Genomic DNA, 21,607 nt, shown 5'->3' on the forward strand with positions numbered 1-21,607 from the left:
CGAAGGCTCCATGGGCGGCACCGTCCGCACCCTGACCCGCAAGCCCGACCTGGATGCCTTCGGCGCCGCCTTCGAGGCCTCGGCCTCCACCACCCGCGACGGCGGCAACGGCTGGGGCGGCAAGGCCATGCTCAACGTCCCGCTGCTCAAGGACAAACTCGCCGCGCGCGTCGCCGTCACCGACGAATCGCTCTCCGGCTGGATCGACGAGATCCGCAAAGACGGCAGCAGAGGCCGCAGCGACATCAACGAGCAACGGGTCAAGACCGAGCGCATCAAGCTGCGCTTCACCCCCACCGAACGCTGGGACATGGACCTGGCCTACTGGAAATACGACTCCGACGCCCCCGGCGGCGGCAACGGCGCGCTCGACAACCGCACCACCAATTCCTTCTACGCCAACACCGACACCTGGGACGTGGTCAGCTTCGCCACCAGCTACGCCTTCGACGGCTCGCAGCTGTTCTACTCCTACGCCGACGCGGACCTGACCTATGCCAACGACGGCATGCTCAATCCGACGACGACCTACGTGAGCAACATCCAGATCGGCGTACGCACCCACGAACTGCGCTGGTCCTCGACCGGCGAGCACACGTTGGACTGGACCGTGGGCTACTACCTGCGCAAGGCCGACCGCCACGACCGCTCCAGCGTCGGCGGCGTGCCGCCCAGCCGCTCGGTGCAGTTCAACGACGCCTACGCGCTGTTCGGCGAGACCACGCTGAAGCTGCCCAACCCGGCCTGGTCGCTGACCGCGGGCCTGCGCTATTTCAAGGACGACGTGGATGCCGAATCGGTAGCCGACGGCCGCACCTCAACCCTGGATGCGAAGTTCGACAGCTGGAACCCGCGCCTGGCGCTGTCGTTCAAGCCCAATGCGGACAGCACCCTCTATGCCAGCGTCGCCCGCGGCTTCCGCTCCGGACAGCTGCAACCGATCACCTCCATCCTGCTGGCCGAGGCCAATGGCGTCGAGCTGCCGGCGACCATCGCCCCGGACAGCATCCTGACCTATGAGCTGGGCGCCAAGTCGCTGCTGGCCGACGGCAGGCTGATGCTGGAAGGCGCGCTGTTCTACAGCGACTGGAAGGACGTGGCGGTACGCGTGCCGATCACGAGCAGCATCAACGGCCTGACCAACTCCAAGGGCACCAAGAACAAGGGCGTGGAGGCGAACCTGATCTACACGCCCAACGCCTCGTGGATGCTGCAGGTGGGCGGCAGCCTGATCGATGCGACCTACGCCGAGGACGTCAAGGACACGCCGCTGCACAAGGGTACGCCGGTGTACAACGTGCCCAAGTCCAGTTTCAGTGCCTCGGCGGCCTACAACTGGCCGGTAGGCGACACGCTCAAGGGCATCGCCCGGGTGGGTGTGGTGCATGACGCGCGGCGCGAGACGGCATTGACGGCCGGAACGCCGGGCGACGCGGTCACCTCGGCCAATGCCCGCATCGGCCTGGAGTCGCCCAGCGGCTGGTCCGGCTACCTGTACGGCGAGAACCTGACCGACGACAACGGCGCGCTCAACGCACGCACCGCCCTGGGCGTCGCCAACCGCCTGCGTCCGCGCACCTTCGGCATCGTGCTGCGCTACGACTACTGATCCACACAGGCCGGGCATGCGTTACCGCTGCCCGGCCATCCCTGGAGAGACACGAATGATCAGGAACATGCTGAAACTGGCCATGCTCGCGACCGCGTCCATCGCGGTTCCGGCCATCGCCGCCGGAAGCGACGACCAGTGGCTGGAACAACCCCACGGCGAACAGGCCCTGGCCTGGGCACGCCAAGCGACGCAGTCGTCCACCACCGCGCTGCGCGGCCTGCCAGCCTATGCCAGCGTCAGGAAGGAGCTCGATGCGCTGCTGAAGGCACGCCCGGCCGAGCCGGACGTGGTGCTGCTGGGCGCGCGCGCCCTGCGCTTCCTCAAGGACGCAGCCCATCCCCACGGCCTGCTGCAGACCACCGGCCGCGACGCGGAAGGTGCGCCGTTGCCGGACTGGACGACCGTGCTGGACGTGGCGCGCCTGCGCGACGAAGAAGGCATCGCCTTCGAACTGCAGGCCTACGATCTGGGCAACAGTTGCCTGGCGGAAACCGCGCGTTGCCTGCTGCGCCTGTCGCCGGGCGGCGGCGACGAGGTCGAGATCCGCGAATTCGACCTCGGGCAGAAGCGCTTCGTCGCCGACGGCTTCCGCGTTCCGCGTTCGCGCGCCTTCGTCCAATGGATGGGACGCGACACGCTGCTGGTGGAAACCACGGCCGACGGACGTCCGCGTACCGCCGCCGGCTGGCCGGCGCAGGTCGCGCTGTGGAAGCGGGGACAAGCGCTGTCGCAGGCCCGGGCCGTATACGAAGGCGACGCCCGCGACGCCATCGTGCAGCTGTCGGCGAGCCACGGCGCAACCGCGCCGCGTGGCGTCATCACCCGCGCCATCGACTACTCCACGTTCGAGATCCACGTCGTCGAGGCCGACGGCCGACGGCACCAGTTGCCGCTGCCGCGCGACCTTGCGCCGATGGGCGCCATCGACGTCACCGATTCGCACGTCATCGTGCAGCTGGGCAGCGCGGCGGATATCGACGGCAAACGCTACGAAGCGGAAACCGTGCTGGCCTATCGCCTGGACGACAGCGCGCGCAACCGCGCCAGCGTGATCTTCGCCCCCGGCGCCGGCGAGTTCGTCAACGGCAAGGCGGATGTGGCATCGGTCGGCGGCAAGGTCGCCCTGGTCAGCAACCGCAACCTGCGCCAGCGCCTGCTGCTGGCCGCGCCGGAGGGTGATGGCTGGAAAACCCGCGAGGTATTCCAGGCCGAACCCGGCGACACCATCGGCGTCCGCGGTGGCGGCGAACTCATCGTCACCACCGATGGTTTCACCACGCCACGCCGCCAGGAACTGTATCGCGACGGGCGCCCCCCGCTCCTGCTGGCCCGCGACCCGGTGATGTACGACGGCGACGACTACGTGACCGAGATCGGCAGCGCCACCTCCAGGGACGGCACGCCGGTGGACTATTTCCTGCTGCGCCCAAAGCACCTGTCCGACGCCCCGCAACCGCTGCTGGTCACCGGTTATGCGGCCTTCGCCACCTCGTTCCGGCCAGGCCACTTCGGCTACATCGTCGGCGGCCCCGCCTTCAGGCTGTGGCTGGACCGCGGCGGTTCGCTGGTCATCCCCGCCGCGCGCGGCGGCAATGAGCGCGGCGAGGCCTGGCACCGTGCGGCCATGCGCGGGCAGCGCCAGAACTCCTACGACGACTTCATCGCCGTCATCGAGAAACTGCAGCACAGCGGCTACACCTCGCCCGGGCATACCGGGATCTTCGGTTCGTCCAACGGCGGCCTGCTCGCCGCCACCCTCGGGATCCAGCGTCCGGACCTGTTCAATGCGGTGATCAGCGACGTGCCGCTGACCGACCTGATCCGCATGCGCTACATGGGCATGGGCGCGGCGTGGATGAACGAGTATGGCAATCCGGATGACCCCGCCGAAGCCAAGGCCATGCTGGCCTATTCGCCCTACCAGAACGTGCGCGACGGAGTCTCCTATCCGCCGTTCCTGGTGACCATTTCCACCGAGGACAACCGGGTGGGCCCGGGGCATGCCCGCAAACTGGCCGCGCGGCTGCAGTCGGTCGGCGCCAGAGCCTACTTCCTGGAGGACGAGGAAGGCGGGCATGGCGTGAGCGATGCCCTGCGCAACCCCGACCTCATGGCGATGCGCATGGGGTTCCTGATCGACCGCCTGATGCTGCGGCACTAACAGGAATTCCAGGCGGCACGCGCATTGCGTGCCGCCTGGAACGGACCGGTTCCCGTATCGCCTACAACCGCACCAGCAGGTGCTTGGCCACGGCACCATGCAGCCTGCCGATGGCACGCGCCAGGTGCAACGTGCCGAACAGCAGCACCAGGCCCGCCACGACCGACACCGGCCACAGCCAGAAGCCGTCGGCCACGTTCACGCCATCGATCCAGACACCGACCGGCTGGTCGAACAGCACGTCGGCCACCGGTGCGAACACCAGCGCCAGCGATGTCGAGAGCAGGGTCGTGGCGATGCTGAAGTAGGCCACGCCCAGCGGCAGCATCAGTACGAAGTACAGCATCGTCAGCCAGGTGCGGCCGTCGGTGAACATCGTGCCGATCCGCGCCAGCCAGCCCTGGCTCCTGTCGGTATACGCCGGCCGGCGCGGCATGCGCACGCCCAGCAGCGCCTCGATGATGCGGCCCTCCACCAGCGACAGCACCCGCACCGAGCCCAGGAACAGCAGCAGCACGGGGATGCCGACGATCAGGATCAGCAGCGACACCGAGAGCGACAGCCCCGTCACCACCCAGGTGAAGAAGAAAACGCCGGTGACCAGCGACAGCAGCATGTAGAACAGCGCGCCATAGGTGTGCGGGTCCAGCACCACGCCGAAGAAACGCGCCACCGTCGAGCGCGGCTTCGCCGTTGCCGCCGCCGCGGCGGTCGCGGTGGCGACGCCTGCCGCCACCGGCGGCAACGGCGCCGGCCCGCGCCCGGGCAGCGGCGTGCGCAGCGCGCGGTTCACCGTCACCTCGGTCTCGCGGTAGATCTCGGCCACTTCCTCCGGTGCGCCGTAGCTGCCGGCGACGCCGGCGATCACTTCGGCCTCGCCCCTGCCCGGTTGTTCGGCCAGTTCCGAGCGCAGGTATTCCTCCGCGTCGTACAGCGCGTCCTGGATCATCGCCGGGTCCGCACCGGCCAAGGCCGCGCGCAACTGCTCCAGATACTCGGGAATCGTGGTCGGCAGCGGTCGTGCGTTGTTCTCGTTGTTCATCGTTCGACTCCCTCCAGTACGGACTCCAGCGAGTCACGGGTGGCGTTCCAGGCGGCGATCCACTGCGTCAGCACGGCGCGGCCCTCGTCATTGATGCGGTAGTAGCGCCGTGGCGGCCCGGCCACCGACGGCTCCACATGGCTTTCCAGCAGGCCGGCGCCTTCCAGGTTGCGCAGCACCGGATACAGGGCGCTCTGCTTGCCGCTGAGCACACCGTCGCCGGTGCGCTCCAGCTCCTTGGCGATCAGGTAGCCGTACAGCGGCTCCCGCGCCTTGGCCAACACCGCCAGCAACGCCAGCGAAACCGTGCCGGCGCTGAGCTCCTTCTGGAATTTGCGCAATTGGGCTTCGAAGTCGCCCATGCCCTTGCTCCTGCCAACTAGCCTGAAGCCAACACTATTACTCACTTCGCTATAGCGGATGTGCCGGTAGTCACCCCACTCCCGGCACGGTCTGGCGGTGGCACCGGGCGATCCCGCAGAATCGGCCCACACCCGACCACGGAACGCGCCCGATGACGCTACGCCCGACCCTGCTGGCCCTGGCCCTGATGCTGTCTCCGCTGCCGGCGCTGGCCGCCGATGCGCCGGCCAAGTACCGCAGCGTGCAGGAAATCCTCGCCGCCTCGCCGGACAGCGACTGGCACGTTCCAGCCGCCGACAACCTGCTGTACATGGACCTGGAAGCCGGTCGCGTCATCATCGAGCTGGCGCCGGAATTCGCGCCCGAGCACGCCGGCAACATCCGCACGCTGGCGCGCGAGGGCTTCTGGAACGGCACCAGCATCTACCGTTCGCAGGACAATTTCGTGGTCCAGTTCGGCGACGTCGATGGCGACGACCCGGCCAAGGCGCGGCCGCTGGGCAGCGCCAGGACCCATCTGCCGGCCGAATTCCAGCGCGCGTCGCGCGGGCTGTCCTTCACTCCGCTGCCCGACCGCGACGGCTGGGCCGCGCAGACCGGCTTCGTCGGTGATTTCGCCGTGGCCAGCGACGGCGAGCACACCTGGCTGGCGCACTGCTACGGCGCGGTCGGCGCCGGCCGCAACAACGACGAGGACAGCAGCATCGGCGCCGAGCTGTACGTGGTCACCGGCCAGTCGCCGCGCCAGCTCGACCGCAACATCACCCTGGTCGGCCGTGTGCTCAAGGGCATGGAGCTGCTCAGCGCGATCAGGCGCGGGCCTGAGCCGATGGGCTTCTACGAGGACGCCGCGCAGCGCACGCCGATCAGATCGATCCGCCTGGCCAGCGACGTGCCCGCCGACCAGCGCACGCCGCTGCGGGTGCTGCGCCCCGATTCCAGGACCTTCGCCGATGCGGTGGAAGCCCGCCGCAACCGCCGCGACGACTTCTACAAGCGTCCGGCAGGCCACATCGACCTGTGCAACATTCCGCTGCCGGTGCGCTGAGCAGGCCCGCGTGCGCTGACGGCAGGCCGCCGCCAGCGCATGCCTTCATGATGGCCGCCTAGCGCTGGCTCACCGCCACGCTGCCCAGGATCAGGCCGCCGGCGATCAGCATCTGCACGGTCACCGGCTCGCCGAGGAACAGCCACGCGAACAGCGCGCCGAACAGCGGGATCAGGTAGGTGACGGTGGCCGCGCGCGAAGGCCCGACGCGGCCGATCAAGCGGTAGAACACCAGGAACGCCAGGCCCGTGCAGAGGATGCCCAGGGCGACGGCGCTGGCCCAGGACGTCGCGGGCACCGGCTGCCGCGGCCAGTGGCTCAACGCCATCGGCAGCATCCACAACGAGGCGCAGCCCAGCGTGGCCGCTGCCGCCGCGGCCGGCGGCAGGCCGCTCATGTGCCGGCGGACCAGGTTGGCGCCCAGCCCGTAGAGCAGCGCCGCCACCGTACCGGCCACCACCGCCGCGCCGATCGCCAGCCCGGAGACCTTCGCCGTGGCCAGCACCACCACGCCGGAAAAGCCGACCAGCAGGGCGAACGCGCGGCGCGGGCCGATCTTCTCACCGAAGAACAGGAAGCCGATCAGCGCGGCGAACAGCACCGTCATCGCGTTGCAGATCGCACCGATCGCCGCCGGCGCGCGCTCCGCCGCCCAGGCGAACAGCACGAACGGCAGCGCCGAATTGATCAGGCCGATGGGCGCCAGCCACAGCCAGCGCCGCGCCGGAAACTGCGCACGCGCGCGCCACAGGAAGGGCATCAGTACCAGGGCGCCGAGCAGCAGGCGCACTTCCACCAGCGCGTACGGCCCGAAGTCCGGCACCGCGATGCGCATGAACAGGAAGGACGAGCCCCACACCATGCCCAGGCCCAGCAACTCCAGCGGTGTGGACCAGTCGCGCGAGGCCTGCGCCGGCGGCGCGCCGCTCATCGTGCGTCTCCTGTCGATACCACGCTCATTCCCGCACGCACCCCGCACGCCATGGACATCCCTCCGCAAATGGAACGCAAGCATCCGCCCAACCGGGCGCGCTGACAAACAGCGCGGCGGCATTCATCGCGTTTCACGCCCCCTTGCCCGCCGACTGCCCAGGCTGGACGCCCCTTCCCACGGAGATCGCCATGTCCCTGCTGCGCATCCGCATCACCGGCAGCGCCGACGACGCCCTGGCCGTGGGCGACCTGCTGCACGGCCTGGAGGGCATCGAGCACGTCGAGGAAACCGACGACCTGATGTCGCACATGGACGACGAGGATTCCAGTTCGGCCGGCCTGTCCGACGACATCGGCCCGGGCATCCACGAACTGGAGGTCGAAGTCGGCAACGACGCCACCGCACGGAAGGTGCGGCAGGCCGTGGAACTGTTGGCGCGCGAGCGCGGGCTGGTGATCGAGTACGAGCACGACGAAGGCTGAGCCGCACGGCGCTCGACGCGGCGGCCGGCAGCGGCGAAGCATCACGCGGGCGGCTTGATCCAGGTCAAGACGGTATGGCCGGTGGCGGCGCACATTCGCCTGTCCGCACACCGGTACAGGAGATCGCCGCGATGACCGACCACTGGCTCGACACCCTCATCACCGCCACGCCGCAGCAAGGCTTCGAACTCGCCGTCCTGCTGAGCCGCCGCGGCGTCAAGTACACGCAGCCGGACCTGTCCATCCTGCAGAAACTGCGCCCGGAATACGCCGATTCCGCCGACGGGCTCACCGCCGCCTCGCAGGTCGTGGCCATCAACTTCCAGACGGTGGCCGCGGCCAACAACTACTGGCGGCCTTATGCCCTGTAGGAGCGCACCTTGGTGCGCGATGGGCTTCACCGGGAAAGTCCCATCGCGCACCAAGGTGCGCTCCTACAGGCGATCAGTCGCGCCTGCGCCGCCGGCGCCACAGCTTCAGCCCGCCCCACAGCAGCACGCCACCGACCAGCAGCAGCGGCAGCAGCCCGGCGAAGATGCGGATCAGGTAGGCCAGGCTGGTGGTGAAGATGTCGCCGAACTCGCCCAGCGCGCGGCCGATCTCGCTGCGGTTGCGCTGGCTGCTGGTCGAATCCAGCTGGATCGTCACCTTCTGCGTATCGATGCGCCGGTGTTGCTGGGCGGCATCGCGGTCGGCCTGCTCCAGCCCGGCCTCGATCTCGGACAGGCGCTGGGAAATGGTCAGCAGGTCGGCCACCGCCAGATCCCTGCGCTGCTGGTAGTCGCCCAGCCGCGCATGTTCGTTCTTCAAACGCGCCTGGGTCAGGCGCGTGTCGGCCACCTGCTGCGCGAGGTCCTCGGCGCGGGTGTCGCGCCGGGTCACTTCGCCCTTCTCGCTGGCCAGGGCGATGATCGGCTCCACGCCCTTCGGCGCGATGCGCACCTCGATCGAGCCGGAGGCGGTATCGCCGCCGCTCTGCGACAGCTGCAGCACCGCGCAGTCGCCGAACCTGCCGTCCTGGCAGGCCTGCGCCACGGCCTTCAACCGCGGCGCGATCTGCTCGCCGGGCAGGCGCAGCTGCACTGTGTGCTCATAGGCCAGAAACGCGCCTTCCGGCGAAGCCATCGCAACGTCGGCTGCGACGCCCGCGATGCGCGCGTCGTGTTTGGCACAGCCCGCCGCCAGCATCAGCGCGAGCAACATGCCCAGCGTCGCACAGGACCGGTGCAGCGCAGCCATCATCGGCTGGCCCCGTCATAGCGCCTGACTTCCAGCGCATCCAGGTCGATGGCCGGCACGCAGCGCAGGTTGATCGCCACGGTCGGCTCGCCGCTGCGCGGGTCCACCGCTTCGCTGAACGGGGCCACGCCGCAGACGCGGCAATGGTGATGATCGATGTGACCGGAATTGAAGCGGTAGCTTTCCAGTCCAGCCGGATCGCTCTTCAGCTCGAAACCGCTGCGCGGGCCGAACCACAGCAGCGAACCGCGTCGCCGGCAGATCGAGCAGTTGCAGGACAACGCGCTGGCGACCGGTTCGGCCGATTCGAACGCGAACGCGATGCGCCCGCAGTGACAGCTGCCTTCGTAATGCATCGCACGACCTCCAGGGCACGGGCGGCCATGGTAAGCCAATGGCATGGGCGCCCGCCCGGCGGCTGCCCTATGCTCCTGCTTTCCCTCCGCAACAGGTATCCCAATGCGCAAGCACCTGCTCGCCGCCGCCCTGCTCGCCAGCCTGGCCGGCTGCCAGAACAGCGACGCCCCGACCGCCCCGTCCACCGCCGCCGGGCAGGCCGGCCAGAGCCAGGCCGACGCGCAGTTCGCCGAACTGTCGAAGAAGGCACTCGATACCTGGATGCAGCTGTCCCCGGTCGGCGCCACCCAGATCGGCGACCACCGTTACGACAGCGAACTCGACGACCTCAGCGCCGCCGGCCAGCACAAGAGCCTGGACGCCAGCAAGGCGCTGCTCGCCGAACTGGACAAGATCGATGTCAGCAAGCTCGGCCGCGAGAACCAGGTGGACGCCGCGATCCTGCGCAACCAGCTGCAGTCCGACATCTGGAGCAACGAAAGCCTGCAGTCGTGGCAATGGGATCCGCAGGTCTACAACGGCCTGGCCGGCAGCGCCATCTACGGCCTGATGGCGCGCGAATTCGCGCCGCTGCCCGAGCGCCTGAAATCGGCCACCGCGCGCATCGAGAAGATCCCGCAGCTCTTCGCCGCCGCCCGCGCCAACCTCGACCCGGCACGCGTGCCGAAGATCCACGCCGAGACCGTTGCCAAGCAGAACAAGGGCATCCTCAGCCTGGTCGAGACCTTCATCACGCCCAACATCGGCCAGCTCGAAGCCGCCGACCAGCAGCGCCTGAAGACCGCCATCGACAACCTCGGCAAGGCCGTCGCCGAACAGCAGGAATGGCTGGACAAGACCCTGGTGCCCAATGCCAAGGGCGATTTCCGCATCGGCGCGGAAAAGTACGACCAGAAGCTGAAGTTCTCGCTCAACTCCTCGCTGTCGCGCGCGGAGATCGGCGAGCGCGCCCGCGCCGAACTGGCGCGCGTGCGCAAGGACATGTACGGCATCGCCCAGGTGGTGCTGAAGGACAAGCCGGGCGCACCGGAGATGCCGGCCGAGCCGAGCGATGCGCAGCAGCAGAAGGCCATCGAGGCGGCGCTGGAACTGGCCTATGCCGACAAGCCGGCGCGCGACAAGGTGGTGGAAGACGCCAAGGCCTCGCTGGCGCAGTCCACCGAGTTCGTGCGCACGCACGACCTGGTGACCCTGCCCGACGCGCCGGTGGACATCATCCTGATGCCGGAGTTCCAGCGTGGCGTGGCCGTGGCCTACTGCGATTCGCCGGGCCCGCTGGACAAGAACCTGAAGACCTTCTACGCGGTCTCGCCGATTCCGGATGACTGGAACGACAAGCAGGTCGACTCGTTCCTGCGCGAGTACAACAGCCGCATGATCCACCTGCTCTCCATCCACGAGGGCACGCCGGGCCATTACCTGGAAGGCTGGCACTCGGGCAAGTTCCCCTCCACCCTGCGCGCCGTGCTGCGCTCGGGCCTGTTCGCCGAAGGCTGGGCGGTCTATACCGAGCGCATGATGCAGGAACAGGGCTACCTGGATAACGACCCGCTGTTCCACCTGGTGCAGCTGAAGTTCTACCTGCGCACGATCGCCAACGCCATCCTCGACCAGGGCGTGCACGTGGACAACTGGAGCCGCGAGCAGGCCATGCAGCTGATGACCCACGACGCCTTCCAGCAGGAGAGCGAAGCGGCCGGCAAGTGGGTGCGCGCGCAGCTCACCTCGGCGCAGCTGCCGACCTATTTCGTCGGCGCGCAGGAACACTTCGACACCCGCAAGGCGGTGCAGGAGAAGCAGGGCGCCAACTTCAACCTGAAGGCCTACCACGACCAGATCCTGTCCTACGGCGCGCCGCCGGTACGCTTCGCCCGCCAGCTGATGCTGGACCAGCCGATCGAGTAATCACGCGGTTCGATGGATGCGCAAAGGCCCGGGATTCCCGGGCCTTTGCCGTTGCGCCGCCGGGAACCGGGAGGCCAGCGAGCATCGACGCCTTCACATCCAGCCGCAGGGACCCGATACTCCGGGCACGCAAGGGGGAAGGAAATGGGCGGCTTCAGCATCTGGCATTGGATCATCCTGCTTCTGGCATTGGGCATACCCACCGCCCTCGTGGGCCTGGCCATCCGGCTGGCAGTCCGCGCCTCGGGGAAATCCGCCCACGCCACCACACCAGCGCCCTCGATGCCGCCGCCCCCGTTCTCATCGACCGGAGCGCGACTGCAGGAACTGGCCACGTTGAAATCGCAGGGGCTGATCAGCGAGGCGGAGTACGAGCAGAAGCGCACCGCGCTGCTCGACGAGCTCTAGTCCCGCCAACCTGGGCCCGCCAGCGACGCGATGCGACGCCCATGGCATCCCATCGCCGCCACAGGGGAAGAAATGGACGGCTTCGATTTTCTGTTTTCGCTCTATTCGCTGCTGCTCGGCCTCGCCGTAGCGCATGTGATCACCGGTTTTGCCGACAGCTGGGTCGACCGCGCCAGGACGGCTCTCGGCACATCGACGATCCTGCTCGGCCTCCTCATCCTGTTGCGCGCTGCCGGGCAATGGACATCCTTCTGGGAAGGGCGCGGCGGCCTCGCGATGGACCCGTGGATGGTTCTGGTCTGCCTGGGGATGGCGTTGCCCTACATCTTCATCGGCCGCGTCATGTTCCCGCGGGCGGACGCCGGCTACACCGCCATCGACGATTACTACCTGGGAAACAGGCGTGCGCTGATGACCGCGCTGCTGATCCCGACATGCGTCAGCTTCGCCAGCAACCTCGCCGTGTCGGGGCTCGCGTTCCTGCAGGAGCCACTGTTCATCGCCATGAAGTACGTCCTGCCGCTGGCCATTCCCCTTGCCTTGATCTTCGCGGAACGCCAGCGCTGGCACCGTGCAGGCGTGGGGGTGCTGACCGCCTGCACGCTCGCCCTCATGTTCTGGACGTGAAGCGCGGGCCCGCCGTTCACCCATGCCGATGCCGAACCGGGGCATGATCCGCTCCAGGCACCCGTGTTCCACCTACACCCCGATGGAGGTCGCATGAAAGTGATGCTCGCTGCGCTGCTGTCCGCCGCCGCCCTTGCCGGCACGCCCACCTCCGCCGCGTCGCCGGCCGACTCGCCGCTGGTCGGTCACTGGGTGCTGGAGGTGGACAGCCTGCCGATGCCGCCCGAAGCACGCCCGAAAAGCGTCAGCCTCGCCTTCGCCGCCACGCCCGACGGCCGGTGGAACGAACGCGTCGAAATCGTCGACCAGAGCGACAAGACCCTGCATTCGGAGTCCACGCTGTCGCTGGACGGCACGCCCGGCCGCGCATCCGGCACCTACTGGGTCGATGTCCTCGCGGCCAAGATGCCGGCACCCGGCGTCCTGGTCATGCAGTTCGTCTACGAGGGCATCCCGCGCTCCACGCGCGTCTATTCGGTGAGCGAAGACGGGAAGGTCATGACCGAGACGGAAGCCTATTTCAAGGATGGAACGCCGATGCTGCGGACCGCCTACTTCAGGCGCGCGCCCGGCGGATCCTGAGGCCGCCGTCACCCCGCCGCTCCCGCGCATCCTGTGAAAACGGAGACGGAAGCCGGCCGCAGCATCCGCGCCGTCCCCCCCCATTCGCGCGACAGGAACGCACATGCACAATGCCCTGATCGTCCCGATGGCGGCCCATGTCGCCCTGGCTGCGGTCCTGTATGCCCTGCTTACCATCGCCCGGGCACCGGCGGTCTGGGGCATCGGCCGGCGTGCCGACGGCGGCAATCCCTGGGCCGAAGTCGAGCCGCGCATCAGCGCCAATCTTTCCAACCAGTTCGAATGGCCGCTGTTCTTCCACATCGCCTGCCTGGTTCTGCTGCAGTTCCCGGCGGACCCGACGGCGCTCGCGCTTGCCTGGATCTTCGTCGCCGGCCGCATCCTGCACAGCGCCGTCCAGATACTCACCCGCAACGTCCGCCTCCGGGGAATCGTCTTCACCCTCAACTTCCTCGCCGTGCTGGGCCTGTGGATCGAAGCACTGGGAAGGTTGTCGCGCTGATGCTGCATCCAGTGGGCAAGGCGGTAGCGGCGCTGCCCTGGTTCCAGCTTCCAGCAATGGAGTGTCCATGAAACGCCTGTGGACGATCATCGCCGTCGCCGACGTGGCGCGGAGCTTCGCGTGGTACCAGTCGCTCCTCGGACTGCCTGCTTCGCAACCCGCGCACGAGCATTTCGGCCAGCTCGTCGACGCCGACGGCACGGTGCTCCTGTGCCTGCACCGATGGCAGGCGCATGACCACCCCACGCTCGCCAGCCCGGCGCATGCCGAGCCCGGCAACGGCCTGCTGCTGTTCTTCCGCGTGGACGACTTCGACCAGGCCCTGCAACGCGCCCGACAACAGGTCCCGGCGCTGGCGCTCGCGCCCGGCCTGAATCCCGGCACGGGAACCCTGGAATTCGCCGTCCGCGATCCGGACGGCTACTACGTCATGATCAGCGCGCAGGATGCGGCCTGACACGTACAGGCGCAGGGTCATCACGCCATGGCGGACGATGGCCGCCATGCACTTCACTTTCCCGCCGCCGCGCAGCGGAAGGCGGCTCCCTTTCCAGCGTCCACTCCAGCGGTGCACCGCGACAGGAAACAGACCATGACCGCCGCCGATCCCTATACCGTCATCCACCAGACCCCCTCGGCGGAAACCTACCGGTATCTGCGCCAGGCGGCCGGACTCAGCCCCAAGACGCTGGAAGCCGCAGAACGCGGGCTGCCCAACACCCTGTTCGGCGTGCAGGTGCTGTGCCATGGACAGACCGTGGCCATGGGCCGCGTGATCGGCGATGGCGGCGCGTTCTACCAGGTCGTGGACATCGCCGTGCTGCCGGCGCACCAGGGCCGGGGCCTCGGCAAGAAGGTCATGGCCGAGATCGCCGCCTATATCGAACGGGAAGTGCCGCCTTCCGGCTATGTCAGCCTGATCGTCGACGGGCAGGCATTCCGGCTCTACGAGCAGTTCGGCTTCGCCCTCACCGCGCCGGCCAGCGTCGGCATGGGCATGAGGAAGCCCACCGCATCGGCCGGCAACTGAAACCTCACCGGCATTTCACGTGGTCGCCGCGCACCTGCAATAGGCTGGACAGACGGGAGGGAATCGACCATGCGCGACGATGAACAGGAAATCCGGCAACTGGTCGCCACCTGGCTCGCCGCCAGCCGCGACGGCGACGTGGACGCCGTGCTCGCGCTGGTCGCCGACGACGCGGTCTTCCTCACGCCCGGCAACCCGCCCATGCGCAAGGCCGATTTCGCCGCCGCCATGCGGGCGCAGTCCGGCGCCGGTGCACCCAGGGTCGAGGGTCGCAATGCGATACAGGAAATCCACGTGTCCGGCGACTGGGCTTTCCTCTGGCAGCAGTTGACCGTCACCCTCACGCTGCCGGACAGTGCCGCGGTTTCCCGCGAGGGCCACACGCTGACGATCCTCAACCGCCGGAATGGGCGCTGGGTGCTGGCACGCGACGCCAACCTGCTCGGCCCGGCCGCATGACGCTCACGATCGCGCGTATTGACGGCCCGCGGCCATCGGCGCTATTGATCGACACCCCCGAACGAGGCATGCGCGTGGAAACGATCGACTGGAGCGACTTCACCAAAGTGGAACTGCGCGTGGGCCGCGTGGTGGCCGCCGAGCCGTTCCCGAAAGCGCGCCGGCCGGCCTACATCCTGCAGGTGGATTTCGGCCCGGAGATCGGCGTGCGCAAGTCCAGTGCGCAGATCACCGACCTGTACTCGCCGGAGACACTGGTCGGCAAACAGGTGGTGGCCGTGGTGAATTTCCCGCCCAAACAGATCGGGCCGATCATGTCCGGATGCCTGGTCACCGGTTTCCACAACGCCGGGGGGCAGGTATCGCTGTGCGTCCCCGAGCATGAAGTCCCGCTCGGCACCCGGCTGCTGTAGCGGGCCACCCTCCTTCCCTGCGGAGCCCTTCCATGGACAGCGATTTCCTCTGCCGTTTCCTGCTGTGGTCGCTCGCCTTCAACTACGCCGTGCTGTTGATCTGGTTCATCGTCTTCCTGTCCGCGCGCGGCGCGCTGCGGCGGCTGCACGGCCACTGGTTCGCACTGCCGGACGCCACCTTCGATGCGATCCACTACAGCGGCATGGCCGTGTACAAGATCGGCATCCTGCTCTTCAATCTCGCGCCGCTGGTCGCGCTCTGCCTGGCGCGCAACGGCGGTTGACCCGCGACCTTCGCCGGCATCCGCCGGTTCCCCGACGAGGATTCCCATGACCCGCTCCACCACCGCCAAGAGCAGCCCGCGCAAAAGCACGGCCACGAAGAAGGCCGCCAGCACCTTCACCGCCGAAGAACAGGCCGCGATGAAGGCGCGGGCACAGGAACTGAAGGCCGAGGCGCGCGCCAACCGCAGCAGCGTCGAAGGCGAGGCCGACCTGCTGGCCCGCGTCGATGAAATGCCAGCGGCCGAGCGCGAGGTGGCGCGCCGCATCCACGCGCTGGTGATGGCCACCGCGCCCGGCCTGCAGCCCCGCACCTGGTACGGCATGCCGGCCTGGGCGAAGGATGGCAAGGTGCTGTGCTTCTTCCAGAGCGCGGGCAAGTTCAAGACACGCTATGCCACCTTCGGTTTCAGCGACCAGGCCAGGCTGGACGATGGCGGCCTGTGGCCCACGTCGTTCGCCATCCACCGCCTCGGCGACACGGAGGCCGCCTCGCTGGCCTCGCTGGTGCGCAGGGCGGTCGGTTGAGCCGCTCGAGCCGGAATCGGCAGTCCATCTCTCCCGCGGCGGGAGAACAACGCGAAGACAGCGACCAACGGGGACATCACATGGGCAAGGGGCGTCTGGAAGCATTCAGCGACGGTGTATTGGCGATCATCATCACCATCATGGTGCTGGAGATCAAAGCCCCGGAGGGCGCCACGCTGGTCGCGCTGAAACCACTGGTCCCCACGTTGTTGGCCTATGTGCTCAGCTTCGTCTACGTGGGCATCTACTGGAACAATCACCACCACCTGCTGCAGGCCTCCACCCGCGTTTCCGGCAGCGTGCTGTGGGCCAACCTGCACCTGCTGTTCTGGCTGTCGCTGCTGCCGTTCAGCACCCGCTGGATGGACGATTACCACAGCCAGGCACTGCCGAACGCAGCCTATGGCGTCGTGCTGCTGGCCGCCGCGCTGGCGTACTGGTTGCTGCAGCAGCGCATCATCGCCGCCGAAGGCGACAGCTCGGCACTGAAACAGATGCTGGCCGGGGACTGGAAAGGCAAGCTGTCCCCGGTGCTGTATCTGCTCGGCATCGGCCTGAGCTTCGTGCAGGTGCACCTGGCGCAGGCGACCTATGCACTGGTGGCGCTGCTCTGGCTGATCCCGGACCGCCGCATCGAACGTCGCCTCGGCTGAGTCGCCACGGCGCGCCGGCAGCGCCCAGCCGCTGCCCCCCCTGGCCTCCGGCGCATATCGAGCGCGCACAGCCTATGCTGTCGGGGTTTCAGCACGCGTGCGGCCACCCCGCCGTGCCGGTTTTCCCTCTGACGGAGTTCCACCATGTCTCTTTCGATGTACAGCGCCTCGGTTCCCGTTCTCAAGCAGATGCTCGGCGCCTTGTCCGGGGTGTTGGCCAAGGCCGAAGCCCATGCCGCCGAGAAACAGATCGACCCGGCCGCGCTGCTCGGAGCGCGTCTGTTCCCGGACATGTTCCCGCTGGTGCGCCAGGTGCAGATCGCGGCCGATTTCGCCAAGGGCATCAGTTCGCGCCTGGGCAATACCGAGGTGCCGTCCTGGCCGGACGACGCCGAGGCCGGCTTCGCCGAGCTGCAGGCGCTGATCGCCAAGGCGCTGGCGCACCTGGATTCCTTCACTCCCGAACAGTTCGAAGGCGGCGAATCGCGCGAGATCGTGCTGCGCGCCGGCACGCCGAAGGAGAAGAAGCTGCAGGGCAATGTGTACCTTCTGCAGTACGGCCTGCCACAGTTCTTCTTCCACGTGACCACCAGCTACGCGATCCTGCGCCACAACGGCGTGGAGATCGGCAAGCGCGATTACATGGGCAGCTACTGAGTCCGCCGACCCGGCCAGGTCCTGCCTGAAAGCCTCCGTCGGCGCTGCCATGGCGGAGGCTTTCCCTGGCGCTGGTCAACGGCCGCCGGCGCCACCTCAGTCTTCGGCCGCGACAAAGCCACCGGTCTGCCGCGCCCACAGCCGCGCGTACAGGCCACCGGCGTCGAGCAGCTGCGCGTGGGTGCCGGTCTCGACGATGCGGCCACGGTCCATCACCACCAGCCGGTCCATGCGCGCGATGGTGGACAGGCGGTGGGCGATGGCGATCACCGTCTTGCCGCCCATCAGTTCGTCCAGGCTGTCCTGGATCACCGCCTCCACCTCCGAATCCAGCGCCGAGGTCGCCTCGTCCAGCACCAGGATCGGCGCGTCCTTGAGCAGCACGCGGGCAATGGCGATGCGCTGGCGCTGGCCGCCGGAGAGCTTCACGCCGCGCTCGCCGACATGGGCGTCGTAGCCACTGCGGCCCGCGCTGTCGCGCAGTTCGGCGATGAAGTCGTCGGCGCGCGCCTTGGCCACGGCCGCGCGCAGCTGCTCCTCGCTGGCATCGGGGCGGCCGTAGAGCAGGTTGTCGCGGATCGAGCGGTGCAGCAGCGAAGTGTCCTGGGTGACCACGCCCACCTGCGCGCGCAGCGAGTCCTGCTGCACGGAGGCGATATCGACGCCATCGACGAGGATGCGGCCACGCTCCACGTCATGGAAGCGCAGCAGCAGGTTGACGAGGGTGGACTTGCCCGCGCCGGAGCGCCCGACCAGGCCGATCTTCTCGCCGGAGCGCACGTGCAGGTCCAGCCCTTCGATCACCCCGTGGTTCTTGCCGTAGTGGAAGGACACATCCTCGAAGCGGATGTCACCCGCCGACCGCGCCAGCGCCGGGGCGCCGGGCATGTCGTCCACCGTGGGCGGCAGCGAGATCGAGTTGATACCGTCGTGCACGGTGCCGATGTTCTCGAACAATGCCGACAGTTCCCACATGATCCACTGCGACATGCCCAGCATGCGCAGCACCAGCGCCACGGCAACGGCGACCGCGCCGGCGCTTACCGAACCGCCGTGCCACAGCCACAGGCCCAGCACCACCGCCGAAAACAGCAGCAGCATGTTCAGCGCATACAGCAGCGTGTAGATCCGCGTCGCCAGGCGCATCTGCGGATGCACCTTGTCCAGGAAGCCGGCCATCGCCTCGCGCGCGTAGGCCTGCTCGCGCCGCGAATGCGAGAACAGTTTGACCGTGGCGATATTGGTGTAGCTGTCGACGATGCGTCCGGTCATCTCCGAGCGTGCGTCGGCCTGTTCACGCGAAATGCGCTCCATGCGCGGAACGAAATGCCACATCAGCAGCGCATAGCCGACCAGCCAGGCCACGAACGGCAGCATCATCCGCCAGTCCGAGGCGCCGGCCACCGCCAGCGTGCCGATGAAGAACACCAGCACGTAGTTGCCGATATCGAACAGCTTGACGACCGTCTCGCGCACCGCCAGCGAGGTCTGCATCAGCTTGGTGGCGATGCGCCCGGCGAATTCGTCCTGGAAATAGCCCATCGACTGCCGCAGCAGATAGCGATGCACGCTCCAGCGGATCCGCATCGGAAAGTTGCCGAGCAGGGTCTGGTGCTGCACCAGCGAATTGACCAGCACCAGCAGCGGCAGCGCGACCAGCACCAGCAGGCCCATCCACAGCAGGCGCGTGCCTTCGACATCGAGGAAGGCGGCCGGCGTGGTGGTGCCAAGCCGGTCCACCAGCGAGCCGACATAGGCATAGAGCGCCAGCTCGGCCACGGCGATGCCGGCGGTGGTCAGCGCCATCAGCAGCAGCCATTTTTCAGCGCCGCGCGTGTAGTGCCGGCAGAACGCATACAGCCCGCGCGGCGGCTGCGCGGGCGGGTCGGGCGGGAACGGGTCGAGGCGGGATTCGAACCAACGGAACATGGAGGAGGACCAGCGGACGGACAATGCCGGGCATTGTCGCGTATGTGCGCCGGTCAGGTGGTAGCCGGGAGAACGAACCGCCGCCGGCCAGCGGCCACCCGCCCTGCATCCATCAGTAGGAGCGCACCTCTGTGCGCGATGGGGCTTTAACGGAAAGTCCGCTTTCGCGCACAGATGTGCGCTCCTACGGGTACGCGGCGCCCGCTATCGGCCAGGCGCCGCGGAGACCATCATTCCTTCACCGGTACCAGCAGCAGATCCTGGAAATCGAAGCTGAAGTCGGTCAGCGACGAGATCGCCTGCATGCGTACCTCGCGCACCTTGCCATCAGGGTCGAGGCTGAAGTTGACGAAGGCGTCGGCGTTGAGCGAGCGGTTGTCCCAGCGCACGACGAAGGTGTCGTGCTGCCAGTGCTCCATCGTGCCCTGCAGATCGGCAGTAGCACCGAAGCGCAGGCGCAGCCTGCCGCCCTTCTGCTCCACGGACACGTCGCCGTACCACGCATCGCGGTAGGCGCCGGCATAGCCGGACAGCGCCAGCGACGGACGGCTCTTCGCATCGCGCGCGGCCAGGTGCTTCTGCCAGCCTTCGTCGGCGTTGTCCTGCGCCTTGGCGACGCTGGCGGCGTAGGCGCCCACCCAGTCATGCACGGGGGCACCCAGCATCGCGTCGAGCACGCTCAGGGTGATGGCGTTGAACGCCGCGCCGGATTCCTGGTTGGTCAGCACCACCACGCCGAGGTTCTGGCCGGGCACCAGGGTCAGCCGCGAGACCTGCCCCGGCCAGCCGCCGGTGTGCCACACCAGCTTCTGCCCGCGGTAGTCGCTCAGGCTCCAGCCCTCGCCGTAGCCTGCGAAATTGGGTGTGGCGTCGGCCAGCTCCGGCACCGATGGCTTGCCCACCACCTGCGGGATCTGCATCTGCCACATCTGCTGTCGGGTCTTTTCCGAGAACAGCGGCGTGCCGTCGGCGAGCCGGCCTTCGGCCAGTTGCACGTTCATCCATTTGGCCAGGTCGTGCACACTGGAATAGATGCCGCCGGCGCCGGCATTGTTGGACCAGGTCAGCGGCGCCACCGGGCGCAGATCCTTGAAGTCGAACTTGGCATGGCCGATGGCCGGTTTGTCGCCGGGCTTGAGGTGATCGGCGTTGTAGCGGGTGCCGGCCATGCCGACCTTGTCGAAGATGCGCTGCTGCAGGAAATCGGCGTACGACAGGCCGGACACCTTCTCGATCACCTGCTGCGCCACCGCGTAGAGGATGTTGTCGTAGGCATAACGGTCGCGGAAGCCGTTCTTCAGCGGCACCTGCGCCAGCCGTGCCACCACCTCGGCGTTGCTGTAGGTGGTGGTCGGCCAGAACAGCAGGTCGCCGGCGCCCAGGCTCAGGCCGCTGCGGTGCGAGAGCAGGTCGCGGATGCGCATTTCGCCGGTGACGTAGGGATCGGACATGCGGAATCCGGGCAGGTGATCGATCACCCGGTCGCTCATCTTCAGCTTGCCTTCCTCGGCCAGCAGGTTCAGCGAGGTGGCGGTGAACGCCTTGGTGTTGGAAGCGATGGCGAACAGCGTATCGGCCTGCACCGGCTCGGGCTTGCCGATCTCGCGCAGGCCCCAGCCGCGCTCCAGCACCACCTTGCCGTCCTTGACCACCGCCACCGCCACGCCGGGCACGTCGAACTGCTGCCGCACCCGCTCCACGGTGGCATCGAGTTGCTGCAGTTCCCCCGGCATCGCCCTCTCCTGTGCGTCCGCCACCTGCACCGCCACGCCCATCGCGAGCACCAGCCCGCTCCCCAGCCACTTGTTCAATGCGTTCTCCCTCGGGATCGATGCCGGCAGGCCGGCCTTCTCGCGATGGTAACGCGGCCACGGCCACCCTCGCCTTCCTCGCCATCGGAACGACGCCATGGATCTCGCCGCCCGCACCACCGCCACCATCATTCCGTGCCTGCGTTACCGCGACGCGCCGGCGGCCATCGACTGGCTGTGCCGCGCTTTCGGCTTCCGGCGCCACGCCGTCTACCAGGATGGAAACACCGTCCACCACGCGCAACTGGTGTTCGGCAACGGCATGGTGATGCTCGGTTCGGTGCAGCCCGGCGCCTGGGGCAGCAACATGATCCAGCCCGACGAGGTCGGCGGCATGGAGACGCAGAGCGCCTGCGTGATCGTGAGCGACGCCGACGCCCACCATGCGTGCGCCGTGGCGGCCGGCGCGGAGATCGTCATCGACATCGCCGACCAGGACTACGGCGGCCGCGGCTATGCCTGCCGCGACCCGGAAGGTCACCTGTGGTGGTTCGGCAGCTACGACCCGTGGGCGGCGGAAACGGCGTAGGCCGGCGATGGCATGGACATGCGTCGCCACGATGCATGTGCGGACCCTGCCGAT

The 21,607-nt window shown here is 68.1% G+C and carries 26 protein-coding genes; 19 read left to right on the forward strand and 7 right to left on the reverse strand.

Going from position 1 to position 21,607, the window contains the following annotated elements:
- Together AC1DGW_RS14290 and AC1DGW_RS14295 are read left to right on the forward strand one after the other, a co-directional pair.
- Nucleotides 1-1,609, forward strand: a 1,609-nt coding sequence (locus AC1DGW_RS14290) for a TonB-dependent receptor (protein ID WP_478024160.1), incomplete at its 5' end; no start/stop codon positions are given.
- 55 nt (nucleotides 1,610-1,664) lie between these two features.
- Nucleotides 1,665-3,773, forward strand: a complete 2,109-nt coding sequence (locus tag AC1DGW_RS14295) for a prolyl oligopeptidase family serine peptidase (RefSeq protein WP_478024163.1) — start codon at nucleotides 1,665-1,667, stop codon at nucleotides 3,771-3,773.
- A 61-nt stretch (nucleotides 3,774-3,834) separates the two neighbouring features.
- Here AC1DGW_RS14295 and AC1DGW_RS14300 read toward each other — a convergent pair whose 3' ends face one another.
- On the reverse strand, nucleotides 3,835-4,815 hold the full coding sequence (locus AC1DGW_RS14300) for a sensor domain-containing protein (RefSeq protein WP_478024165.1): 981 nt from the start codon (nucleotides 4,813-4,815) through the stop codon (nucleotides 3,835-3,837).
- Nucleotides 4,812-5,177: a PadR family transcriptional regulator gene (locus AC1DGW_RS14305; protein ID WP_478024168.1), complete on the reverse strand. Its 366-nt coding sequence runs from the start codon at nucleotides 5,175-5,177 to the stop codon at nucleotides 4,812-4,814. The genes AC1DGW_RS14300 and AC1DGW_RS14305 overlap by 4 nt, the downstream gene beginning before the upstream one ends.
- Nucleotides 5,178-5,329: 152 nt before the next feature.
- On the opposite strand from AC1DGW_RS14305, the gene AC1DGW_RS14310 reads away from it, so the two are divergent.
- On the forward strand, nucleotides 5,330-6,226 hold the full coding sequence (locus tag AC1DGW_RS14310; RefSeq protein ID WP_478024170.1) for a peptidylprolyl isomerase: 897 nt from the start codon (nucleotides 5,330-5,332) through the stop codon (nucleotides 6,224-6,226).
- A 58-nt stretch (nucleotides 6,227-6,284) separates the two neighbouring features.
- Here the strand turns inward: AC1DGW_RS14310 and AC1DGW_RS14315 are convergent, their stop codons facing one another.
- Entirely contained in the window at nucleotides 6,285-7,157 is an 873-nt protein-coding gene (locus AC1DGW_RS14315; protein WP_478024172.1) for a DMT family transporter, read from the reverse strand.
- 191 nt (nucleotides 7,158-7,348) lie between these two features.
- On the opposite strand from AC1DGW_RS14315, the gene AC1DGW_RS14320 reads away from it, so the two are divergent.
- Together AC1DGW_RS14320 and AC1DGW_RS14325 are read left to right on the forward strand one after the other, a co-directional pair.
- Nucleotides 7,349-7,642 (forward strand): hypothetical protein, encoded by a 294-nt coding sequence (locus AC1DGW_RS14320; RefSeq protein WP_478024174.1) that lies wholly within the window; start codon nucleotides 7,349-7,351, stop codon nucleotides 7,640-7,642.
- A gap of 131 nt (nucleotides 7,643-7,773) precedes the next feature.
- Nucleotides 7,774-8,013 (forward strand): hexameric tyrosine-coordinated heme protein, encoded by a 240-nt coding sequence (locus AC1DGW_RS14325; RefSeq protein WP_478024176.1) that lies wholly within the window; start codon nucleotides 7,774-7,776, stop codon nucleotides 8,011-8,013.
- A gap of 73 nt (nucleotides 8,014-8,086) precedes the next feature.
- On the opposite strand, the gene AC1DGW_RS14330 is transcribed toward AC1DGW_RS14325, so the two are convergent.
- Together AC1DGW_RS14330 and AC1DGW_RS14335 are read right to left on the reverse strand one after the other, a co-directional pair.
- On the reverse strand, nucleotides 8,087-8,881 hold the full coding sequence (locus tag AC1DGW_RS14330) for a DUF4349 domain-containing protein (RefSeq protein ID WP_478024499.1): 795 nt from the start codon (nucleotides 8,879-8,881) through the stop codon (nucleotides 8,087-8,089).
- Entirely contained in the window at nucleotides 8,881-9,237 is a 357-nt protein-coding gene (locus tag AC1DGW_RS14335; protein WP_478024178.1) for a GFA family protein, read from the reverse strand. The genes AC1DGW_RS14330 and AC1DGW_RS14335 overlap by 1 nt, the downstream gene beginning before the upstream one ends.
- A gap of 103 nt (nucleotides 9,238-9,340) precedes the next feature.
- On the opposite strand from AC1DGW_RS14335, the gene AC1DGW_RS14340 reads away from it, so the two are divergent.
- From AC1DGW_RS14340 to AC1DGW_RS14400, 13 genes are all read left to right on the forward strand, one after another.
- Entirely contained in the window at nucleotides 9,341-11,143 is a 1,803-nt protein-coding gene (locus AC1DGW_RS14340; protein WP_478024180.1) for a DUF885 domain-containing protein, read from the forward strand.
- A gap of 144 nt (nucleotides 11,144-11,287) precedes the next feature.
- A complete protein-coding gene (locus AC1DGW_RS14345) occupies nucleotides 11,288-11,551 on the forward strand; it encodes an SHOCT domain-containing protein (protein ID WP_478024182.1) in 264 nt (87 codons plus the stop codon).
- A gap of 72 nt (nucleotides 11,552-11,623) precedes the next feature.
- The gene (locus tag AC1DGW_RS14350) at nucleotides 11,624-12,178 is read left to right on the forward strand and encodes a hypothetical protein (protein WP_478024184.1); all 555 of its coding nucleotides are present in this window, start codon (nucleotides 11,624-11,626) and stop codon (nucleotides 12,176-12,178) included.
- A 117-nt stretch (nucleotides 12,179-12,295) separates the two neighbouring features.
- Nucleotides 12,296-12,760 (forward strand): LuxR family transcriptional regulator, encoded by a 465-nt coding sequence (locus AC1DGW_RS14355; protein ID WP_478024502.1) that lies wholly within the window; start codon nucleotides 12,296-12,298, stop codon nucleotides 12,758-12,760.
- Between the two features lie 103 nt (nucleotides 12,761-12,863).
- On the forward strand, nucleotides 12,864-13,262 hold the full coding sequence (locus AC1DGW_RS14360) for an MAPEG family protein (RefSeq protein WP_478024187.1): 399 nt from the start codon (nucleotides 12,864-12,866) through the stop codon (nucleotides 13,260-13,262).
- A 67-nt stretch (nucleotides 13,263-13,329) separates the two neighbouring features.
- Nucleotides 13,330-13,719, forward strand: a complete 390-nt coding sequence (locus AC1DGW_RS14365) for a VOC family protein (RefSeq protein WP_478024189.1) — start codon at nucleotides 13,330-13,332, stop codon at nucleotides 13,717-13,719.
- 135 nt (nucleotides 13,720-13,854) lie between these two features.
- Nucleotides 13,855-14,292, forward strand: a complete 438-nt coding sequence (locus AC1DGW_RS14370; RefSeq protein WP_478024191.1) for a GNAT family N-acetyltransferase — start codon at nucleotides 13,855-13,857, stop codon at nucleotides 14,290-14,292.
- Between the two features lie 69 nt (nucleotides 14,293-14,361).
- Nucleotides 14,362-14,751: a YybH family protein gene (locus AC1DGW_RS14375; RefSeq protein ID WP_478024194.1), complete on the forward strand. Its 390-nt coding sequence runs from the start codon at nucleotides 14,362-14,364 to the stop codon at nucleotides 14,749-14,751.
- Nucleotides 14,752-14,819: 68 nt separating this feature from the next.
- A complete protein-coding gene (locus AC1DGW_RS14380; protein WP_478024196.1) occupies nucleotides 14,820-15,164 on the forward strand; it encodes a tRNA-binding protein in 345 nt (114 codons plus the stop codon).
- Nucleotides 15,165-15,196: 32 nt separating this feature from the next.
- Nucleotides 15,197-15,448: a DUF6868 family protein gene (locus AC1DGW_RS14385; RefSeq protein WP_478024198.1), complete on the forward strand. Its 252-nt coding sequence runs from the start codon at nucleotides 15,197-15,199 to the stop codon at nucleotides 15,446-15,448.
- 46 nt (nucleotides 15,449-15,494) lie between these two features.
- Entirely contained in the window at nucleotides 15,495-15,974 is a 480-nt protein-coding gene (locus AC1DGW_RS14390) for an iron chaperone (RefSeq protein WP_478024200.1), read from the forward strand.
- A gap of 80 nt (nucleotides 15,975-16,054) precedes the next feature.
- Nucleotides 16,055-16,627, forward strand: a complete 573-nt coding sequence (locus AC1DGW_RS14395) for a TMEM175 family protein (RefSeq protein WP_478024202.1) — start codon at nucleotides 16,055-16,057, stop codon at nucleotides 16,625-16,627.
- Nucleotides 16,628-16,771: 144 nt separating this feature from the next.
- A complete protein-coding gene (locus AC1DGW_RS14400; protein WP_478024205.1) occupies nucleotides 16,772-17,284 on the forward strand; it encodes a DUF1993 domain-containing protein in 513 nt (170 codons plus the stop codon).
- Between the two features lie 96 nt (nucleotides 17,285-17,380).
- Here AC1DGW_RS14400 and AC1DGW_RS14405 read toward each other — a convergent pair whose 3' ends face one another.
- Nucleotides 17,381-19,213, reverse strand: coding sequence for an ABC transporter ATP-binding protein (locus AC1DGW_RS14405; RefSeq protein WP_478024208.1), 1,833 nt, complete (start codon nucleotides 19,211-19,213; stop codon nucleotides 17,381-17,383).
- 230 nt (nucleotides 19,214-19,443) lie between these two features.
- Nucleotides 19,444-21,024, reverse strand: coding sequence for a serine hydrolase (locus tag AC1DGW_RS14410; RefSeq protein WP_478024211.1), 1,581 nt, complete (start codon nucleotides 21,022-21,024; stop codon nucleotides 19,444-19,446).
- Between the two features lie 97 nt (nucleotides 21,025-21,121).
- Between AC1DGW_RS14410 and AC1DGW_RS14415 the strand changes: the two genes are divergently transcribed.
- A complete protein-coding gene (locus AC1DGW_RS14415) occupies nucleotides 21,122-21,553 on the forward strand; it encodes a VOC family protein (RefSeq protein WP_478024213.1) in 432 nt (143 codons plus the stop codon).
- Nucleotides 21,554-21,607 lie beyond the last annotated feature (54 nt).

The organism is Stenotrophomonas sp. 05N423 (assembly GCF_056397145.1).

Coding starts and splice junctions, on each gene's coding strand:
- AC1DGW_RS14295 (WP_478024163.1), top strand. CDS start 1,665: ATGATCAGGAACATGCTGAAACTGGCCATGCTCGCGACCGCGTCCATC.
- AC1DGW_RS14300 (WP_478024165.1), bottom strand. CDS start 4,815: ATGAACAACGAGAACAACGCACGACCGCTGCCGACCACGATTCCCGAG.
- AC1DGW_RS14305 (WP_478024168.1), bottom strand. CDS start 5,177: ATGGGCGACTTCGAAGCCCAATTGCGCAAATTCCAGAAGGAGCTCAGC.
- AC1DGW_RS14310 (WP_478024170.1), top strand. CDS start 5,330: ATGACGCTACGCCCGACCCTGCTGGCCCTGGCCCTGATGCTGTCTCCG.
- AC1DGW_RS14315 (WP_478024172.1), bottom strand. CDS start 7,157: ATGAGCGGCGCGCCGCCGGCGCAGGCCTCGCGCGACTGGTCCACACCG.
- AC1DGW_RS14320 (WP_478024174.1), top strand. CDS start 7,349: ATGTCCCTGCTGCGCATCCGCATCACCGGCAGCGCCGACGACGCCCTG.
- AC1DGW_RS14325 (WP_478024176.1), top strand. CDS start 7,774: ATGACCGACCACTGGCTCGACACCCTCATCACCGCCACGCCGCAGCAA.
- AC1DGW_RS14330 (WP_478024499.1), bottom strand. CDS start 8,881: ATGGCTGCGCTGCACCGGTCCTGTGCGACGCTGGGCATGTTGCTCGCG.
- AC1DGW_RS14335 (WP_478024178.1), bottom strand. CDS start 9,237: ATGCATTACGAAGGCAGCTGTCACTGCGGGCGCATCGCGTTCGCGTTC.
- AC1DGW_RS14340 (WP_478024180.1), top strand. CDS start 9,341: ATGCGCAAGCACCTGCTCGCCGCCGCCCTGCTCGCCAGCCTGGCCGGC.
- AC1DGW_RS14345 (WP_478024182.1), top strand. CDS start 11,288: ATGGGCGGCTTCAGCATCTGGCATTGGATCATCCTGCTTCTGGCATTG.
- AC1DGW_RS14350 (WP_478024184.1), top strand. CDS start 11,624: ATGGACGGCTTCGATTTTCTGTTTTCGCTCTATTCGCTGCTGCTCGGC.
- AC1DGW_RS14360 (WP_478024187.1), top strand. CDS start 12,864: ATGCACAATGCCCTGATCGTCCCGATGGCGGCCCATGTCGCCCTGGCT.
- AC1DGW_RS14365 (WP_478024189.1), top strand. CDS start 13,330: ATGAAACGCCTGTGGACGATCATCGCCGTCGCCGACGTGGCGCGGAGC.
- AC1DGW_RS14370 (WP_478024191.1), top strand. CDS start 13,855: ATGACCGCCGCCGATCCCTATACCGTCATCCACCAGACCCCCTCGGCG.
- AC1DGW_RS14375 (WP_478024194.1), top strand. CDS start 14,362: ATGCGCGACGATGAACAGGAAATCCGGCAACTGGTCGCCACCTGGCTC.
- AC1DGW_RS14380 (WP_478024196.1), top strand. CDS start 14,820: ATGCGCGTGGAAACGATCGACTGGAGCGACTTCACCAAAGTGGAACTG.
- AC1DGW_RS14385 (WP_478024198.1), top strand. CDS start 15,197: ATGGACAGCGATTTCCTCTGCCGTTTCCTGCTGTGGTCGCTCGCCTTC.
- AC1DGW_RS14390 (WP_478024200.1), top strand. CDS start 15,495: ATGACCCGCTCCACCACCGCCAAGAGCAGCCCGCGCAAAAGCACGGCC.
- AC1DGW_RS14395 (WP_478024202.1), top strand. CDS start 16,055: ATGGGCAAGGGGCGTCTGGAAGCATTCAGCGACGGTGTATTGGCGATC.
- AC1DGW_RS14400 (WP_478024205.1), top strand. CDS start 16,772: ATGTCTCTTTCGATGTACAGCGCCTCGGTTCCCGTTCTCAAGCAGATG.
- AC1DGW_RS14405 (WP_478024208.1), bottom strand. CDS start 19,213: ATGTTCCGTTGGTTCGAATCCCGCCTCGACCCGTTCCCGCCCGACCCG.
- AC1DGW_RS14415 (WP_478024213.1), top strand. CDS start 21,122: ATGGATCTCGCCGCCCGCACCACCGCCACCATCATTCCGTGCCTGCGT.